Raw genomic sequence first — 18,816 nt, 5'->3', positions numbered from 1 at the left:
AATCCTTCCTTTCGGAAGGACTTTTAAAAGCTATTTAAGCTTTTGAGTTGTCTTTTCCTTCTTCTTTTTCTTTTTTGCTTCCAGCAAACAACTTCATTACTTTTTCCTTAATTGAATTAATTGCAGGAACAATTTTCTTTGAAATTTCTTTTAATTTGCAAGCAAAACTTGAAGAACATTCTCCACAACATTCACCTTCTTCTTCCTCTTCATCTTCCATTCCAACAATGTCATCATCTCCTTGCTCTTCATCATCTTGCATCTTTTGAGCTGTAGCAGCAGCAAATTCATTTTTCTTAAGTGGTTTAGGTTTTTCTCCCGAAGCTTCAGGACCTTCAGCAGGATCTTGCATCTTAGCCGCCTTAGCTGCTTTTATTTCAGATTTGTCATCTTTAGATTGTTTTCCTTTCTTAGCCTTAGATTCCTTTGCATCTTCCTTCTTAAGTTCTTCAACTACACTATCTAGTGAAGTATCTTCAATTTTTTCTCCACCCTCCATTGCTTGAGCTTCAGCTGAATGAATCTTTTTGTCGTCGTCTCCCATCATTTCAAACTCACTCATACTCATAAATGATTCTCCCAAAATTTCGCTATTCATACTATTTTCTTCGAATTTCATATTACTCTTCTATTTTAACATTTTCATCTTCTGAACTTTCTTCTTCATCTTCGCTTTCTTCCACTTCTATTTCTGGATCCTCAAAATCAGAAATTTCTTCCATTGGAATTTCTTCAGAAATAGAATCTTCTAATTCTTCAATTGAACTATTCTTTTCTTCTTCTGGACTAAATACTTCTTCCAATTGATCTTCTGAAGCAAGCTCTTCTTTAATTTGTTCAACTACTTCTTGAGAATCTTCCAATGTTTCCTTTTGTTCCTCATCCAAACCTAATTGATAAGGAGGATAAGCTTCTTCTTCAAATTCTTCCTTGGAATTATTTCTTTCCTCATCTTTACTCAACATTCCTCCATTCTCAATAAATTCTTTAACTAATTCTCTAGCTCTTTCAACTACCATACTTACTTTCTCTACACTATCTAATGTAGTTCCAGCTGCATTCATATGTCCTCCTCCTCCAAATTCTTCAGCTAATACTCTAACATCAAAATTTCCAAGTGATCTGAAACTTGTAACTATTACATTTTCCTGTTCTTGAGCAAACAACATTCAAAGAACATTGTCCTCAATATGTCCAATAGTGGATACTAATCCACTACTTGTAGCATATGGAGTATATTGATCCACTACTTCTTTTTCTATTAGATATCACGCAAACTTTTCATCTTGATGATAGTTTGAGAGAATATGTCCTCTCAATTTAAGTTCTTTAACAGTTAATCTTCTTAAGTTATTTATCAAGAACTCTCTATCTGCTCCAGCTCTCAAAGCCTTAGCAGCCAAAACTAGAGTTCTTGGAGAAACTTCTGAATTACTAAATGATCCGCTATCAGTTAGTATTCCCAAATAGAAATATGTAGCAGCTTTCTTGTTTATTGGTCATTGATAGTAATCGCAAATTTGGAACAATTGACAAGAAGCTGCTGCATAACTTCCATCTACTCAAGACAAATCTGTATAGAAATCAGTATGTACATCATGATGGTCTACTCTAATAACTGCTCCTCATTTTTCAGTTCCCAAGCTCTTAAAGTATTCAACAAATTTTTGAGTTCTTTCTCCAATTGTTACATCAACTACTAGTGCCATTGCACTTGAGAAGTCAAAGTCATGTGGAAGTTCATCAAATTCCATATTTAGTCAAGGAAAAACCCCTTGAGAACTTCCTACTAAATATATTTCCTTATCAAGGAATTGACTTCTCAATACTTCCTTCATCCCCAATCCACCACCAAGACAGTCTCCATCCGGTCTTTCATGGATGAAGATAACAATCTTTGTAAATCTTCTTACATAATGTTGAAAGTTTTTTAGAAAGAAATCTCTTTCCTTAGCCTTTTGAGTTATTACTTGATCAAAAACTCTTTTCTTTCTAAAAAACACCTTAACTAACTAAAAAAAATATTTAATACCTTTCTTCAATTTTAAAATTTGAGTCTTTTTCAGGAAGCTTCTAAAGAGGCCCAAAGAAAAGATCTAATTCTTTTATCAGTCCATCTTCATCATTGGAATACTTAGATATATAAGAAGCTTCCTGACCTAGTAAAAATAGTGAGTTAGCCAATGCACAACTCCTTACTCCTCCCCTTGTCATTGGAATATCATTGTGATTATCTCCAAATGTCAATATATTGGAGTAAGGTACTCCAAAGAAGTTTGCAGCAAACTCCACAAAGCTAAACTTGTCTTCTTGTTTACTTTGTATTTCCAAATTAATTAATCCTGGATAGTAGAAAATACTTACTTTAGGTTCAGGATCAAATTTCTTTATATTCCGTATTATTTCCCTTACTTTTTCCTTATCACTTTCTTTATAGAATAGCTTTACTCCAACTAATACAGAATTTGATGTTTTAAAAGCATCAAAACACTTATTAGGATATTCAGAATCTAAAGGTATTCTCATTGTATTAGTCAGGATATCTCCTGACTGAAGACAAGAAAGGACAAAAGGAGAGAATAGTAAATACTTTAAAAACTTCTCGCTAAGACAAGAAGAAACTAAGTGATTAGTTTTGGGGTTATAAATATAACCCCCATTTAGACAAGAAATATAGGACTTAAGTCCTAATTGGTCATATATCGGTTTAGAGTCATTTCAAGCTCTACCAGTAGAGAACGTAAAGAGAACATCGGGTCTCTTTTCCTGAAACATTTTTAAATAATCTACTGTTTCCTTAGAAATATCTCCTTGGGTGGTACACAAGGTACCATCCAAATCTGAAATTACTATGTATTTGTAATCTGACATGAGTTATAAAGTGCTTTTATTTCTCTTCAACTATTTAATTTAAATTTTCCTAAATGAGAAAGAAACAATTCTTTCTCATCTTTAATAGTTGAAAAAGAAACTAAATCATCTTTGTTGTAGTTTCTTATATATATTGATAACTTTGGGATAGAGAATCCCAAAGTCTTCAGAAATATACTAATTAATCTATTACTATTTCAACTTGATTCTTTTTCATCTCAATAAATTGAGTGAAGATCAGAAAACTTTAGATTTATCTTTAGTAGTTCCTGCTTTAGTAGACTAACTAAATCAGGAACTATTTTTAATTTAGGAATGCTTTGATGAGAAATAAATTCAACTTTATTTCTCTCGAAAAGGGAAAAGAGGAGATCTTCTTCTTCGAGAGTTAAGTAAAGAGAGACCTCCTGCAAAAATTAATTATTCAGTCCAGACTTGTTCTGGACTAAAAGAAGACAAGGAAGAAGTATCTATATTTAACTCTATAAGTTTATTAGTGAACTCTAACGGAGGTAGAGTTCACACATTAACAGGTTTCTTCTCTCAAGGATCTACAAAGCTGAGACTATATGAATGTAAATACTGTCCGAATGAATCATTTTCTAATGGAACTCCATAGACTGAGTCATTCAGGACAGGACAAGAAAGAGTAAAAAGATGAGCTCTCAACTGATGAGTTCTTCCAGTCTTCAGACTTAGAAGAACTAATTGAGAGTTAATAGTCTCAGCATAAGTTAAAGCTGTCTTGTACTTCTTAGAGTTAGTTGCAGTAAATCTCAATTTCTTTCCTTTATCTCTTCCCAAAGAAAAAGTAATCTTTATCTTTGGGTGTGGTAAAGGAGAAGAAAGAATAGCTAAGTATTTCTTATCTATTTTTTGTTCCTCAAATAATGCCTTTAAAGTTAAAAGAGATAATTTACCCTTAGCTATTAATAGAAGACCACTAGTATTTTTATCTAGTCTATTTACTAGATAAATATCTTCTCCATATTCTTCCTTAAGAATATCTATTAATGTATCTTTTCCCCTAGTATATTTGTCCTTGTGGACTAATATACCAGAATCTTTATCTACTATTAAATAATGTTTAGTTTCTAATATCTTTTTAAAACTCACTAACTTAAAAGGGATTTTTTAATTAAATTAAAGCTTTAAATAAAAAGTATATAAAGCTTTAATTTCCTTGTCTTCAGAAAAAAACATTACTCAAGAAGTAAATGAATCATCTAGTAATAATGGTTCTAACAATAAAGAATACTTATCTAAATTTTCCAAAAAGATGATTCATTTACTGACAAAATATAAATCTCCTAAGTTATTTACTGGTTGCTATAACGAATTTCAACTTTCCGAGGGAAAGTTCTTTAGCGACAAAACAGTAGGACAACTTCTAGGTAAATCAGGAGAAAGAAAAGATGAATTCTTTCTCCTGACTGGAGTTAAACCCCATCTAGAATATTCAGGAGAAGATCCTATCCTAATTCTCTCTAAATATAACGTTAGAGACATTAAGTTAGCGAGTATGCTAACTCAAAAATTCAAAATCTCTAAAAGTTGATCTTCTAGCTCTATTCACAAGAACTTTAAGGAAGTAGAAAAACAAATTACTTCCGAAGAAGAAGTTCTCGGAAGATCAACTCTAGAAAATATTGATTCTGAAATAGATAGTCCATATTTATTTCAAATTATTGGTCGAATGGGCAGCGAACAATACTCTAATAGTCAAACATTATTAGAACACTCTCTTCAAATGGCTGAAGCTTCTGAACAAGCTGCCCTTCAACTAAATATGGAATCAAAAAGAACTAAAAAACTAGCTTTTTATCACGATATAGGGAAGCTATTCCTTCCCTATTATGAACATGCTTCCGAAAAAGTATTTCAATATATTCCGGATATTCAAGATCCGGAAATAAAAGAAATAATAAAAACACATCATGATTCTCTATTATCTTTTTCTTCTCCTTATATTGCCTTAGTTTCTCTTATAAATAGAATACTTACACAAATTCACTTCATTCCTTCAGAAACTAAGGCAATAAATCTAAAAGAAAACTTTCAGTTTTTCCTAGAAGAACAAAAGAAAGAAGAAAGAATATCTAATTTCTATATTCTTTCTTCTGGTCTTCACTTCTGATTCATTTTTAATGAAGCTAGTAGTAGGGAAGAACAATCTTCTCTACAAGAAGAATGAACTAACAAGCTCAATAATTTACTTCAAGAAAAATATAAAGAAGATACTCAATTGGATTTATCCAGTTTGAGTATTACTTTTTATTGATTGCCTAATAAAGAAGACAAGCCTTCTTTATATAGGCTAAAAATATATCAAGAAGGGGAAATCTTTAGATTAGTTTCTAAAACTCAATAGTTTTTTAAAGTACTTCTGGAAGAAAAGAGTCAACTTAAAGAATTCTCAATAGACCAATGTCTATTTGAGAAATTAATACTAAAAACTATTTACAACTTAAAAATTCCTTCTGATTATTCTTCCCACTTCATTCCAATAAAGAAGAAGTTTCAGTTAAATTACTCAACTTCTTCTGAAGCCAAAAAAGAAAAAATAAAGGAATTATTAGATCCTAAGAGTCAAATAAGTAATCTCTCCCGAGAGATTACTGGTTTCAAAGTTTGTGCAACTAAAGACTATGAAAAAAGAACAATTTTCCCAGTTTATATAGAGTCTGCACAAACTTCTGAAGAACAGTCAAAACTTAAGTTTGACTATGAAAAAATGGAATTTTCTTCCTATTTTTTCCAACAACTTATAAATGATTCTGATATTTCTCTCCAAGAAATAACTAGTGAAAGCTTAAAAGAGTTCTTCAATCAAATAATTGAAGAGCGAAAAGAAAAGACTAGAGAACTAGGTAAAAAAATACTTATTGACTTCCTTGATTACAAGGAAGATCAAATAGATGAAGAATTAACTTATCTAGTTGGTAAATCTAAATTTTTCTTCTCATATCACCAAAACTTACTAGAACACTTACTAGAAGTTAGCATCTTTAGCGCTAACTTTGCTTACCAACTAAATCTAAATACTGTGGAAGCGAAGCGAGCAGCTTTCTTCCACGATATTGGAAAAGTAGTTGGACAATATTCAGATCACGTTATTGAAGGAGTAAAACTAGCTAGTCAATTCAAACTGGATAGTTACATAATTGAAACTATCCAGTTTCATCACAACTATGACACTAATATAAATAATCCTTATTTATCCATTGTTAGGTCAATGGATAAATTATCAGCTGGAAGACTAGGTGCCAGACCTTTCCAGCTGGAAAAAACAAAAGAAAGAAAAGAGAAAATGCATTCTCTTTTAACTGGAATAGATGGAATTTCTAGAGTAGAATTCCTTGCTGGAGGTCATATTATTAAGATATTTTTAAATCCAGAGAAGTTCAATTGAACTTCTCTAGAAGATTTCAAAAAGAATGTGGCTAAAACAGTCAGAGAGACTGATTTAAAGTATCAATATAATTACCAATTTCTTTTGAAATTGGAATTTAATGATTCTTTCTTATTAGATGATTATTAATAAGTAAATAACATTAAATTTGGGAGTAATCTCGGAGGTATAGTTCAGTAGTTAGAACACTCCCCTGATAAGGGAGAGGTCGATGGTGCGATCCCATCTACCTCCACCATGCGGGGATTTAGCTCAGTTGGTAGAGCATCTGATTTGCACTCAGAAGGTCGTGGGTTCGAACCCCATAGTCTCCACCATTTTGTAATGTTTTAGTTTTTTCTTCCACCCTCAAAGGGGGGGGGAATTAGATAGTTAGAAAAAACTAACTAAATAGAAATTTGCTGTAATTGTTGATCACATCAAACAGGTTTTTTTGAAAACAATTTTTCGTAATAGTTATAAATAAATTCAAAATTTTCTTCTTTGATTGATTCAAATTTCAAAGAATTAGTTCCTTTTATCAAGGATAATCGGATTTTACTTTTAATATCGGAACTTGTACTTACATTGTCATTAAAAGGATTAAATTGTGAATCTTTATATTCTTCAAAAGTCTTCATCATCTCTTCATCAAGATAAACACATCCATCTTTAAGTTTTTCATCTTCTATTTCCTTTAATTCATCGCAATTTTTAACTTTTTCAAAAATTGCATTACCAGAAATGGTAAGTCCGCTCTTTAAGTGACTTTCATTATCTTCCTTTATTTTTTGTCTCTCAACTTTTAATTTTTCATATAACTCCTTTAATTCTTGAATCTCTAACTCAACGAGATTATTTCAACTTTCAATGAGCTTATTAATTCTTCATTGAAAATTTTCTCTCTTCTCTGAATTCATCTTTCTCTCAAAGTTTTCTTCTATTTCTTCATAAGCTAATTTCTTATCTTTATTGATTTTTTCAATGAGTTTGCTCTTTTCATCTTGTTTTTCATTTCCCGATATTTTTGGTAAATCTAAAATATTTTCCACTGAAAGATGTTTTCTAACATCTTCAGATTCAACATATTTATTTATTATTCCCTGATTCTCTGGGTACATTTCCTCGAAATAATTGTCTTTTTCTCCCGCCTGTAGAGATAACAATCTACTAATTTCTTTAATTGCTTCAAATTTATCTTTAAATTCTTGACATTGCTTTTTGTCTAAAAAACTGAAATATTTATGCAAATTTAAAAATTGTTTCCTAAATGATGATTTCTCACTATTTTGAAGAGAACACATTCTCTCTTTAATTTCATTCAATATATTTCTTTTTCTGTGAGTATCTTTTTCACTCAATAATTCTTCAAAAGGAATATTTCTTTCTGAGAAGAAATTTTCTATTCGCTCAAGACAAGAAATTATTTCTTGTCTTAATTCCTCTATTGTTTTAAGAGCATTTTCTCCAGAATAATCTTTTATAGATTTAATTAAGTTTTTTGCATTCTTTATATAGTCAATAATTAATCCTCTATCTTTTCCGACATCTCTTCTATTTGGTCTAGCTATTGCTTGCATTAATGAATGTTTTTGGATAGGTCTATCCAAAAACAAGAAGGATAAACACTTAACATCGAATCCTGTGAGTCATTTCTGACACACAAAGGCTATTTTCAGAGAAGAACCCTTCTCTTTAAATTTCTCTTTTATTTCTTGTTCACCACTAAAATTCTGTTCTTTTGAAATATTTCCATAATATTTCAATTTTTCATCTTTTAGATTTCTTGGATTACTAATTACATATGCCATTTGAGTTCCCTTCATTCTCTCTATTCTTTTCCTAATTCCTTCTTTTTCTGAATCAGAACAAGAAGTAAGAAGATTATTAAGTCTCTCTATTTCTTCTTGTCAGAATTTTTCAGCATAGTTTTTCATAACTATGCAAATTAATCTATCTATACAAACGAAAAGAGCTTTACCCAATTCCATTCTTTCTGAATAGTAGGAAACAAAATCTTTAGATATTTTTTCCAATCTATTCTTATTCATTAATGCTTCCTTAATCTTCACATATTTTTTTGAAGTTAATACTTTTTCCTCTTGTTCTTCTCTTTCTTCAATATCCCCTAAAGCTTCGTTAGTATAATTATCTATTTCCGGATTGAAAACTCCTTTTAAAAAAGTTGTTCTGTCTTCATAGTAGAGTTGAACTGTCACTTTATCCTTAAGTGCTCTTTCAAAGTCATATTTAGAAACATAATCTCCAAACTTTTGAGCTGTCTTTTCTTCCTCTCTAAGAGGAGTTCCAGTAAAAGCTATTCTATGGGAATTAGATAATATTTCAAGCATTGAATCTGCTAGCTTTCCATAATTTGTTCTGTGAGCTTCATCAACAATAATTACCATTTCCTTTAATATTTGTTCTCTCTTTTTGATATCAAATTTATGAATAAGAGAGAACAAATATCTTGTATTATTGTTCTTTAGTTTCGAAATAAGTTCTTCTTTTTTTGTAACTCTACTGCAATTATCATTACTTCCTAAAAAACCACAACTAGAAAAAGTACTAATTAATTGTTCTTCCAAATCTATTCTGTCTGTAAGCAATAAGAAAGATTGATTACTTCCACTTTTTCTCTTTATTTTTTCTGCAAAAAACACTATAAATAAGCTTTTTCCACTTCCCTGTGTATGTCAAACAGTACCTAATTTTCCATTAAGATCTCTTCTTTTCAGATAATTCTGAAAAGCTTTATTAACTCCTAAAAATTGATGATTTCTAGCAATTATTTTTTCTAAAACACCTTCCTCTTTCTTAAAGAGAGTAAAGTTTTCGAATAAATCTAAGAAGTTTTTCTTATCGCAAACTCCCTGGATAAGAACTTCTATTGAAGTATCCCCTTCATCATCTTCTTTCAATCTGTGTCAATCACTAAAAAAATCATAGGGGCTTTTAACAGCCCCTATCTTAGATTGATCTCCTGAGGTTAAAACACAGAAAGCATTATAAGCAAAAAGTTGAGGAATATTTTTTAAATATTTTTTGTAATTTCCCTCATAAGCCTCTTTCTCTAAATCAACCCCATGCGCTTTACATTCAATAAATAAAAGAGGGATTCCGTTAAGGAATCCCAAAATATCAGGTCTACAATTACTTTTTCCCTCTAAATCATCTATTACTAGTTCTTGGACTGCAACAAAAGAATTATTTTCTGGATTTTCAAAATCCAGAAATTTAAAGTGAATTATTTCTTCGGCACCACCTTCCCCTCTTACTGTTATGCTTTTTCCTTCCTTAATTAATTCATATTTATCTTTATTAATCTGAAGGTCAAATTCTCTTAAAGTGTCTTTTTCAAGACACTCTATTAATTCGATAATTACTTTTTCAACTTGCTTTTCACTTAATTTCTTTAATTTATGTTCATTTAATTTTTTGATTGAATTCCGAAGTTCTTTTTTATAAATAGGAATTTTCCTACTCTTGCTTCAATAAATTTCTGAAGGATCAGCGATCCTTCAACCTAATTTTTCTAAAACATTTAAAGAAGCTTGTTGTACGAAATTCTTTTCAGAAAAATTGCTCACTCTATTCGCCCCACAAGGAAAGATTTTCAGTTATTTGCCGAGTTAGTTCTTGAGATTCTTTCTCAAGTTCAACTAACTCTTTATGCATGTCTTTCATTCTTTTTATATAAGCTGGCCTGTCTTCTCTATCTTCTTCAGTTTCTTCGAAACCGACATAAACTCTAGGACCTAAACAATAGTCCATTTCCATAACTTCTTTAATATCTGCTGCCTTGCAGAGACCTGGAACGTCTCTGTAAATCCCTTTCTTAAATTTGGAACGAATTCAATCATATTCCTTAACTACTGAAAGAGCTTCTTCAAATCTTTCTCATTTCTTATCTAATTCCTCTTTCATCCTATTCTTATCTTTTTTATCTGCCTTGGAGAGTTCTTCCTCTCCCTCTACTATTAGCTTTTCTCCAACTTCCTTGAAAGCATCTAAATAATTTCCACTTTCAGGAACTTGAACATTGAACTCTTTTGCATACTTATCTAAAGCTTCCCTATATTCTTCTAATAGTTTTTGATATTTTTCAACTTGACCTCTATAAAGTCAAACCACTGCAATCAAATTCTTTGATTGTCAGTAACTCCAAGTATTTTGCTTTGGATTATCTTTCACTTGTGAAAAATAATTAGAAGCATCAATAAACAAAATCTTGTCTCTTTGTTCTTCAATTTTTTGTTTATTGAAGAATCAAAGACAAACTTCTCCAGTGAATCCACTTTGGAAAAATTTATCTGCAACTCCAATAATTATGTCTACATGCTTAGTCTCAATTATTTGCTTTCTAATTTCTTTATCTCCTGTAGATGCTAGGGAGTTTTGTCCCATAACAAAACCAGCTTTACCCCTGTCATTTAAGTATGAATAGAAATATTGAATACACAAATAGTCAGCATTTGTGAATGATTCATTATTTCCTCTAGGAAGAGCGAAAGGAATTCTGCCTGCTCTTTTAGCTCTTTCAATATTTACTCCTTTCACACAGAAAGGAGGATTTGAGAGAACATAATCACACTTACCTTCCAAATCTAATAAGTCATTCTCAAAAGTATTGCATTGCTTTATTACGCTGTTTATCTGAATATTGTGCATAAACAAATTCATATTGCAAATGTTTACATTTGCTGGCAATAATTCATATCCTCTAAATACAAAATCTTGATTGCAAGTTGAATCAGTTTCTCTTTCCATATATTTCTTTATTCCAACAAACATACCTCCACTACCACAGAATGGATCTAGCGCTTTTCCTCCTTTTGGTTGCAAAATATTAACAATCATATTTACTAGAGATTTAGGTGTGAAAAACACACCTTCATCTCCCTTTTCTTCTAGGGAGAAATGTCCCAAAAAGTATTCATAAACTTCACCTAATTTATCAGAATTATCAGAAACATCTTCTCTATCAAATACCTTAAGAAGATCTCTTAAGGTATTATCTCTTATCTTTTTATATTCCTTAAATAAAGCTCCCTCAAATAATTCAGATTCTCTTTCTATTAATTTCATAGCATTGTCTAGGACTTCTCCTAGACTGCTCATTTCTTCACCATCTATATTCTTAATTTTTGCTAAAGTTACATCTTCTGGAAGACTTATTATTTTGGAGAATTGTGCTTCCTCTGGAAGCATAATTACTCCTTTCTTTTCAAAATCATATTTTTTAGGAGAAACTCTAACTCCCTCAATTATTGGCATTTCTTTTTCAAGTATTTTTAAAGTCTTTTGATAATTAACATCCATATATTTCAAGAACAAAGCCCCTAAAGCGGGCTTGTAATATTCACTTTGCTTTAAGTGAAAATAAACTCTTAGCTCATTACAAAAATTTCAAAGACTTTTTGCTAAATCACTCATATAATTAGATTTTCTTTTTTACTTCCAAAACAGAAATTTTATTTAAGAAAAATTCACTAATAAACTTGAATTTCTTGAGAGAAAAGAGAATCTAGTAGTTTCTTTTTAATTTCTTCATATTTTTGCATTTTTAGCTCTAATTTTTCAATCTTGGAATGAATGTTTTTCCAAAAATTATTAAACTTTTCAAGAATTTTTTGATCGGGGATTAGGATTTCTATTTCTTTGAGTTTTTGGGGAGAAAGATTTTTAATGGCTACAGAAAAAGTGAATCTTTGTAGCTTCGGGAGATGAACTAAATTCAAAGCTTCAAGAATTAAATATGAAAATTTTCGAAATTTTAATTTCGAAACAAGAACGTGGGTGCTAGCTTCAAATTTCCCATCATAAAACTTACAGTGATAGCCCCCCCCGCAGAAACTAAAAGAGACGGAAAGTCATATGAAAAAGTGTAAGAATTTTTAGTTTTTGTGGAACAAGTAAAAAATGGATATTTCCCTAATCCATCAAGTAATTCTGAATGACTTGCTGGTTTTTTTCCAATTTGAATCTCAGTTAAATCTCCAAACCTAATCTTTCTTCAACCCTCGGGAATACCATTTTCAGAAGAATATTTTTCATAATCGGGAAACCTTAACTTAATAAACCATTCCTTAAAAAGTGATGCCTTCAAATTCTTCAATAATTCAATTTGTCTTTCGTGGTTATCCAGAATTAGGTCATATCTGGAAAGAATTTCTCCTATTTTTTGTTGAATTTCTAAGGGGGGTTTAGGAAACTTAACTTGGAATAATTTAGATAGTGTTAGGTGAGGTTGTGTTATATAAAGGCTCGCCAAATTCTTTAACTTTCTTTTATTTTTTGGGGCATCTAAACAATATTTAATGAATGTGGGAGTAGAAATTTTTGAAAAAGGTATGAATCCATATAAGTCAGAAGATAAGCAAGCCTCAAACTTTAGAAGTGCTGAATCAGTAACTAAAGATCCTGTTTCCACCACGCAAACTGTATTTTTTGGAAACAATTTGCTTTGCAATAAACCGTAAAAGTTGTAGTTTCTATTCGATTTCAAAACTGTCAATCTACTGTCACTAACTTCTTTGCATCCTATTAATGGAACTTTTCCGAAACAAAACAATTTTTTGTCGTGATTTGGCTTATGTTTTTGAATTCCTTTGGAAATTCTCCCCAACTTATCCAAAGTTACTAACTCTCACTTTTGAGTCATAAAAATTATTTATTCATAAACACTAAATCAAAATTTAGTAATTTTTAAAAAGGCTCTCAAGGAGCCTTTTCTTTAATTTATTTCTTTAAAGAGGAAAAAATAAGTTGGTTTTAATTTTTGCTATTTCAAGATAAATCTTTAATTTTTCTATGTTTTCTGAAATAGAAGTTTTTATTCTTCAATCTTTTATATTCTGATAATTTTTTAAAAAATTATCTTCACTCCCGAATTGTTTTATTAAATTAATGGCTGTTTTTTTACCAATATTTGGAATTCCGGGATAATTATCTGAAGAATCCCCAGACAAAGCTTTAAATAATGGGAATTGATGGGGCAAAAGCCCATCAGTTAGTTTAGAAAAATTTTCTAAATTGTAGGAAATTTTGATAAAGGATTTTTTAAACAAATGAACAGAAATGAATTCATCTACAAGTTGTAAAAAATCTGAATCAATAGTGAAAATATCGACATAACAAAATTTTTCAGAAAATTTTTTAGCAATAGTTCCAATCTGATCATCACCTTCATATCCATTCTCTGAAACATATATTTCTAAACCTAAATATCTTTTCAATAGACTTTTAGATTTTTCGATTCAATAATAAAAACTTTCATCTACTTTTTTTCTATTAGCTTTATATTCTGGAAATATTTTTTTCCTAAAGTTATCTCCTCCTCTTCTATCAAAAACTATTATTTTTCTGAAATATCTTTTTGTTTTCATAATTTTTTTAATTCCAGAAAATAAACAATTCAAAAATTTTTTATAAGAGAAGTCATTATTTTCATAAATTTTTTGATCTTTTTTGTCGGAAGTGACAGCATGAAAACACTTTCTAGCTATAGCGCTTCCGTCAATAATTATTACTTCTCTTCCTTCAAATTCATTCATTTTTTATCTATACCTACAAAAAAATGAATTAATAGGAAATCTTTACTTTTTGACTAAACAATTTATCTAATAACTTATCCCTTATTCTTTCGGAATTTTCAATTTTCTTAGTTAACTTTTCAATCTTTAATTGAATATCTTCACAAATTGAATTAAATTTTTCTAGAGTTTTTTGATCTGGTAGAAGAACTAAATGTTCTTGTAATATACCTTTTTTAAGGTGTTTTAAAGTTGTTCCTGTAATTTCTGAATTTCAGAAAATTAATTTCTTTTGCAAACTGAAAAATAACAAATATAAATATTTGTGATTTTCAGAAATTAATAAAAATGTATCAGTTGAAGCTTCAAATTTTCCTCTGTAAATTTTTGCATGAAAAAAACCTCCAGAAAAAACCAAAATTGAAAAATCGTCATAAGAAAATGTTTTGGATTTTTGAGTTTCAACTGAACAAGTAAAGAAGGGATAAGTTTGTATTTGATGCCCCCCCCGCCAGGTTCAACTTTTATGGCATGACTAGCTGGCTTAGAACCTTTTTTTATAGTTACTAAATTTTCAAGTTTCTCAAATCTTCATCCCTCAGGAAGAGGGACATTATCTCTATAAAATTCTCCGAATCACTTCTTATAAATTAATGTTCTAACTCTATTAAGAATTTCAATTTGTCTTTTGTTGTTTTCAAAAAGTTCATCGTAAGCTGAAAGAATATCTCCAATTAGCTTTTGCTCCTGCGGGGGGGGGCAAGGGAATTTAATAAGTTGTAATTTTTGAAAAGACAATATATTCCTTGTCGTTGTATTAGAGAGGTGAAGAATTTTTTGTTTTATTTTTGGGAAATCAAAGCAATATTTAATGAATTTTGGATCTGAAATTCCTTCAAAAAAAGAAAATGCATAAATGCTTTCCGTTAAGCAGGCATTTTCTTTCAGGATAGAACAATCGCCCACACTTCCGCATCTAACAAAACAAACCGTATGGGGAGGAAACAATTTATTTTGATTAACTCCTTGTTGATTGAAATATCTATTACTTTTAGAATCACTAATTGCTTGTCCATCTATTAAGGGTACATTTCCTCCTCTAAATAAAATTTCAGAATCTCCTACTTTCATGGATAATGGTTTTCCGCTTTCCAATAATCCCAATTTATCTAAAATAACTCATTCTCACTCCCCCTCTTTTTTAGGCATACTAAATAAAAATTTATTAAATTTTTAACAATTTTCAAAAGCTCCCTTTTGGGAGACTTTTTCTAATTGTTTTGGAAAAAATTTACCTTCCCGGAACTCTTATTTGAGGAATTTGTCCATTTACATTATTTAAAGGTTCTTGCAATTGTCTTTGTAATCTATTAGCTTCCCCTTCAACTCCAGAACTTCCCGAAACATTAGGGCTTCCTCCTTCTGTAAATTTTTCATCAAGAGCTCTCAAAGTTAAATCTGGAACTGGTAGAAAACCATCTCTCCCTCGACCATGTTCAGGTAAACTTCTTAATCATGATGATGATTCAGAATCATCATTAAATTGATCTGAACTATACTTATAGGCTGCTCCTAAAAGTCCACCAGTTGCCAAAGTGCCCACTATTCCTAGTAGTACTTTAGAAATTAATAACATTCTCTAAAAAACTTTTTTAAAACATTACTCAGATATTAATTTCTAATTTTCTTAATTTATTGAAAATTCCCCATTTTAAGGGAATCTCCTTCTATTAACTATTTATTAAAAGAAATTATTTTTCTTTTAACCTACTCAACAATATCATTCCCCAACTTTCTTTTGACTATTTCAGGCAAATTGACAAGTTCTTGTCGATTTGTCAACTTTACCTTTTAGCTCTTCACTCAATTTTGCATCATTCTTTAAATAACTATCTCAATAATGAGCTAAATCTCTTGATGACAATGATCCAGCTTTTATTTCTTGATTCCCTCCAAACATAACTATTGGGAATCTTTTATTTCTTCCGGACACCAATAAATCTTGTACTGGTTCAGGACAAGATTTGTCAAACAATCCATTTTTAGAGTCACAAATTGAATTATTTCCATTCTCAGATAAAACTTTTTTACTTAATTTTTGTCCCTTTCTAATTGATTGTTCTTTTTCTGATAATTTAGGAGTGCTGTTACCAGCACCTCCGCTAAGACTATAAGCTAAAGAAGTTCCAAGTGCTGAAGAGAAAAGAATGCCCCCCCCGCAATCATTAAGTGCATTAACTTCAAAGCCATTCTTAAAAACTAACTATTTAAAACATAGAAAATTTTATGACAAACATAAAAATTTCTATGTTTTTATCTATTAGGAAGTCTTATTGTACTTGCCCTGTTAGTTACATCATCTACAACTCCTTGTAATTGATCTTGTAAATTTCTAGCTTCTAAACCAACATCAGGTTTTAATGTTCCACTTTCACCTTTAACTGTTGCTTCCAAAGATCCATCCCCGCTGCCATCTTTTTCAGTTCTCTTGAACGGTTCTAAAAGATCTGCATTCCCAGAACTTAATCCATTTGACATTTCCCTTAAATCTGAATCATCATTAAATTGATCTACACTGTACTTATAGTCCGCTCCTAAAAGTCCACCAGTTGTTACTGTACCTATTGCTCCCAGTAACAACTTATAGATAAATAACATTACTAGTTAACTTTAGTTTTTATGTTCTTTTTTCCTTAAATAATTAATTTTTCTCTCTCACTTGGGAGAGAATTTCTAATTAATTATTTATAGAAAATTATCCTACTCAACAATATCATTCTCCTTCTCCATTATTTATCGTGAACTCACAAGTTCTAGATAAAGCTCAAACTCTATATTTCAAGTGTTCTTCCTTTAATTTAGCTTCTTTCTTTAAATAATGATCTCAGTAATTTGCAATATCTCCAATAGTTAACTTATTAATTGACATCTTTTCATTTCCTTTGAAAAGCATTATAGGGAAATTTCTATTTCTACTATCTCTAACTGTTTCCTTAATTCTCTGAGGAAGAGAATTAATATCTGTAATTTCTTGTTTACTTAATAATGCTCCTTTATCTATTGCACTTAATTGAACAATTGAGCTGCCACTGGCAGCTCCAAGTTTGTAAGTTAAAGAAACACTAGCTAATGAGCTAAGTGCAATGACCCCCCCCGCGATAATGTGAATTAGTTTAAGAGCCATTAATTATTAATTAAAACCATAAAAGATTTTATGGTTTTAATTTCCGAATGTTCTAGTTTGAGTTCCACTACTTAATGCACTTTCAACTGTTCCTTGAAGTTGACCATTAAATCTATTTGATTCTTCTTCCGCACTCGGACTTAAAGTTCCCCTACCACTATTTCCACTACCTAAACCTTTTGTTCCTTGATCTCCCTTAACTAAACTAGGAGGAGTTATTAATCCTCCTCCATCAACTCCTCGTTCACCTTGTCCTTTTATCCCCAATTCATGAGCTCATTTTTTTAAACCATGCTCATCATCATTGAATTGTTCAACACTGTACTTATAGGCACTACCTATAAGTCCACCTGCAGTCAAAGTACCTGCTGTACCCAGCAATACTTTATATATAAATAACATCTTTTATTTGCTTATAAAAAGATATTAATTTCTTAACTTACTGTTTTAGTGCAGTGTCACACTCCTCATTTACTTTTTTCTAATTCATTATCTTCTCACTTATTGCAATTCTCAAATTGCAATTGAAAAGAAGATGATTCTCCACTAATAAATTCTTTAACTCAATTTTCTATCGAATTATTTTCAGTGGAACTTATTTTGTCTTTCCTCCCTCTTAACCATAATTCATATTTCTTACTTTGCTCTTTTAATTTTTTAGATCAATTTGTTAAACATTCACTTACTTCTTGATCTTCAGAAACTCCTTCTGACCCATCTGATGGTCTTACATTTAACCTACATTCTTGTTTATCTTTTCCATCATTAAAGAAATATTCCCAAACTATATCATCTTCTTTGACATCTTTTATTTCGTAATCATCTTCTTCATTCCGTTCAGTATTTTGGGCTTGACCCAAAATACCTTTACTTTTTAATATTCCTAATCCAGTTCCAGCTGTTCCTCCCAAAACAATTCCTGATCCTAAGAGCAACATTAATTTAGTTGCTGCTGAACTTAGCATTTCTTAATAACTTTACTTAATAATTAATATATTTACCTAAAAATCTGACCATCTTTTTATTAGAAAAAAATAATTAATAAAGAATCTAGATAATAATTATTATTTTGCAATAATTTATCTATTTTTTAATTCAAGAATTAACAAGTTTTTGATTAATTCTCCCTAAATAAAAAATATTTTTATTATTTTTCCTTCTTCCTAGAAATAAAAATTTAAAAACTTAATTATTGGCTATTTGTCTCGAAAGGCAAATGGCAAGATCATTCATTTCATTTGCTATTCTCTTTTTCTTTTTGATTTATTGGATTGCAGTCAGAGGCATCTGAAAAATCAAATGAAATTCCTTCTCTTTTAAATTCATCTAAGAAATAGTCAATCCATCTAATGGGATTTTCTTTTTCATCTTCTGTTTTTTCATGTTCATAAACAAAATCCTTTTTTCTTCTTATTAATAATTCAGTAGTAGATTTTGAATTTGTTTTATTCCAATTCTTTTCTTTTTCTTTAAGTCATTCTGTTGCACACTTCTTTTCCAATCCCTTCTCTCATCTTTCTTTATTATTTCCACTAAACTCACATTTCTTTTTATTGTCTTGGTAATACAGAATGTATTCCCAATCCAAATCATCTTCAGTAACTTCTTTTATTTGTTCTTTAGAAGTTATTGTTTTTTCAGGAATAAATTCTTTGGTTTGGGCTCTACCAATTCTGTCTCGAAAATTAACTGGATTAATTTTCGGAACTAAAGGAGAATAATTCTCATTCATTAAAAATCTAAGGCCAACTCCGACAGTACTTCCAGTAGCTAGGATTCCTCCTCCCGTCAAAAGAAAAGTCTTAAGGCTGATCATTTTTTATCTAACTAATTCT

Annotated in this window: 21 protein-coding genes and 2 tRNA genes; 4 read left to right on the top strand and 19 right to left on the bottom strand. The window is 30.3% G+C overall.

The genetic code is table 4. The features are described 5' to 3' along the window. Positions 1–34 precede the first annotated feature (34 nt). The 5 genes from MSU_RS01410 to MSU_RS01390 form a co-directional block, all read right to left on the bottom strand. Complete coding sequence (locus tag MSU_RS01410) at positions 35–598, bottom strand: hypothetical protein (protein WP_232500279.1); 564 nt, start codon at positions 596–598, stop codon at positions 35–37. Positions 599–620: 22 nt separating this feature from the next. Beyond that, complete coding sequence (locus MSU_RS01405) at positions 621–2,003, bottom strand: DHH family phosphoesterase (RefSeq protein WP_013609765.1); 1,383 nt, start codon at positions 2,001–2,003, stop codon at positions 621–623. 70 nt (positions 2,004–2,073) lie between these two features. Then, the gene (locus tag MSU_RS01400; RefSeq protein WP_013609764.1) at positions 2,074–2,871 is read right to left on the bottom strand and encodes an HAD-IIB family hydrolase; all 798 of its coding nucleotides are present in this window, start codon (positions 2,869–2,871) and stop codon (positions 2,074–2,076) included. Then, positions 2,850–3,284, bottom strand: a complete 435-nt coding sequence (locus tag MSU_RS01395) for a hypothetical protein (protein WP_013608934.1) — start codon at positions 3,282–3,284, stop codon at positions 2,850–2,852. The genes MSU_RS01400 and MSU_RS01395 overlap by 22 nt, the downstream gene beginning before the upstream one ends. 7 nt (positions 3,285–3,291) lie before the next feature. Next, entirely contained in the window at positions 3,292–3,987 is a 696-nt protein-coding gene (locus MSU_RS01390) for an RluA family pseudouridine synthase (protein WP_013609763.1), read from the bottom strand. A 67-nt stretch (positions 3,988–4,054) separates the two neighbouring features. On the opposite strand from MSU_RS01390, the gene MSU_RS01385 reads away from it, so the two are divergent. The 4 genes from MSU_RS01385 to MSU_RS01370 all read left to right on the top strand — a co-directional run bounded on the left by MSU_RS01385 (position 4,055) and on the right by MSU_RS01370 (position 6,600). Beyond that, entirely contained in the window at positions 4,055–5,242 is a 1,188-nt protein-coding gene (locus MSU_RS01385; RefSeq protein WP_013609762.1) for an HD domain-containing protein, read from the top strand. Between the two features lie 363 nt (positions 5,243–5,605). After that, positions 5,606–6,412, top strand: a complete 807-nt coding sequence (locus tag MSU_RS01380; RefSeq protein WP_013609761.1) for an HDIG domain-containing metalloprotein — start codon at positions 5,606–5,608, stop codon at positions 6,410–6,412. Positions 6,413–6,445: 33 nt separating this feature from the next. After that, positions 6,446–6,521 (top strand) — tRNA-Ile (locus MSU_RS01375). Positions 6,522–6,524: 3 nt separating this feature from the next. Next, positions 6,525–6,600: transfer RNA gene (locus MSU_RS01370), tRNA-Ala, on the top strand. 69 nt (positions 6,601–6,669) lie between these two features. Here the strand turns inward: MSU_RS01370 and MSU_RS01365 are convergent. From MSU_RS01365 to MSU_RS01300, 14 genes are all read right to left on the bottom strand, one after another. Continuing rightward, positions 6,670–9,852: a type I restriction endonuclease subunit R gene (locus tag MSU_RS01365; RefSeq protein WP_013609760.1), complete on the bottom strand. Its 3,183-nt coding sequence runs from the start codon at positions 9,850–9,852 to the stop codon at positions 6,670–6,672. Position 9,853: 1 nt separating this feature from the next. Continuing rightward, positions 9,854–11,698, bottom strand: a complete 1,845-nt coding sequence (locus MSU_RS01360) for a class I SAM-dependent DNA methyltransferase (RefSeq protein ID WP_013609759.1) — start codon at positions 11,696–11,698, stop codon at positions 9,854–9,856. Between the two features lie 56 nt (positions 11,699–11,754). Continuing rightward, on the bottom strand, positions 11,755–12,042 hold the full coding sequence (locus MSU_RS04535) for a restriction endonuclease subunit S domain-containing protein (protein ID WP_237696915.1): 288 nt from the start codon (positions 12,040–12,042) through the stop codon (positions 11,755–11,757). Further along, positions 12,039–12,926: a restriction endonuclease subunit S gene (locus MSU_RS01350; RefSeq protein ID WP_013609757.1), complete on the bottom strand. Its 888-nt coding sequence runs from the start codon at positions 12,924–12,926 to the stop codon at positions 12,039–12,041. The genes MSU_RS04535 and MSU_RS01350 overlap by 4 nt, the downstream gene beginning before the upstream one ends. Before the next feature lie 85 nt (positions 12,927–13,011). After that, positions 13,012–13,818 carry a 5'-3' exonuclease H3TH domain-containing protein gene (locus MSU_RS01345; protein ID WP_013609756.1) on the bottom strand — a complete coding sequence of 269 codons (807 nt, stop codon included), beginning with the start codon at positions 13,816–13,818 and terminating at the stop codon, positions 13,012–13,014. A 28-nt stretch (positions 13,819–13,846) separates the two neighbouring features. Further along, positions 13,847–14,110, bottom strand: coding sequence for a restriction endonuclease subunit S domain-containing protein (locus MSU_RS01340; RefSeq protein ID WP_013609755.1), 264 nt, complete (start codon positions 14,108–14,110; stop codon positions 13,847–13,849). A 26-nt stretch (positions 14,111–14,136) separates the two neighbouring features. Then, a complete protein-coding gene (locus MSU_RS01335) occupies positions 14,137–15,006 on the bottom strand; it encodes a restriction endonuclease subunit S (RefSeq protein WP_013609754.1) in 870 nt (289 codons plus the stop codon). 82 nt (positions 15,007–15,088) lie between these two features. Further along, entirely contained in the window at positions 15,089–15,433 is a 345-nt protein-coding gene (locus tag MSU_RS01330; RefSeq protein ID WP_013608928.1) for a hypothetical protein, read from the bottom strand. A gap of 126 nt (positions 15,434–15,559) precedes the next feature. After that, entirely contained in the window at positions 15,560–15,832 is a 273-nt protein-coding gene (locus MSU_RS04530) for a hypothetical protein (RefSeq protein ID WP_148221834.1), read from the bottom strand. A gap of 278 nt (positions 15,833–16,110) precedes the next feature. Next, positions 16,111–16,455 carry a hypothetical protein gene (locus tag MSU_RS01320; RefSeq protein WP_013609752.1) on the bottom strand — a complete coding sequence of 115 codons (345 nt, stop codon included), beginning with the start codon at positions 16,453–16,455 and terminating at the stop codon, positions 16,111–16,113. A gap of 97 nt (positions 16,456–16,552) precedes the next feature. Beyond that, the gene (locus MSU_RS01315) at positions 16,553–16,981 is read right to left on the bottom strand and encodes a hypothetical protein (protein WP_013608925.1); all 429 of its coding nucleotides are present in this window, start codon (positions 16,979–16,981) and stop codon (positions 16,553–16,555) included. Positions 16,982–17,017: 36 nt separating this feature from the next. Further along, positions 17,018–17,383, bottom strand: coding sequence for a hypothetical protein (locus MSU_RS01310; protein ID WP_013608924.1), 366 nt, complete (start codon positions 17,381–17,383; stop codon positions 17,018–17,020). A gap of 32 nt (positions 17,384–17,415) precedes the next feature. Then, positions 17,416–17,946: a hypothetical protein gene (locus MSU_RS01305; protein ID WP_013608923.1), complete on the bottom strand. Its 531-nt coding sequence runs from the start codon at positions 17,944–17,946 to the stop codon at positions 17,416–17,418. A gap of 224 nt (positions 17,947–18,170) precedes the next feature. Further along, positions 18,171–18,797, bottom strand: a complete 627-nt coding sequence (locus MSU_RS01300; RefSeq protein ID WP_013608922.1) for a hypothetical protein — start codon at positions 18,795–18,797, stop codon at positions 18,171–18,173. Between the last annotated feature and the right edge of the window lie 19 nt (positions 18,798–18,816).

The sequence above is a fragment of the Mycoplasma suis str. Illinois genome (genome assembly GCF_000179035.2).
Classification (GTDB): Bacteria; Bacillota_I; Bacilli_A; order Mycoplasmatales; family Mycoplasmoidaceae; genus Eperythrozoon_A; species Eperythrozoon_A suis.
This window is presented reverse-complemented; position numbering and strand designations above follow the sequence as displayed.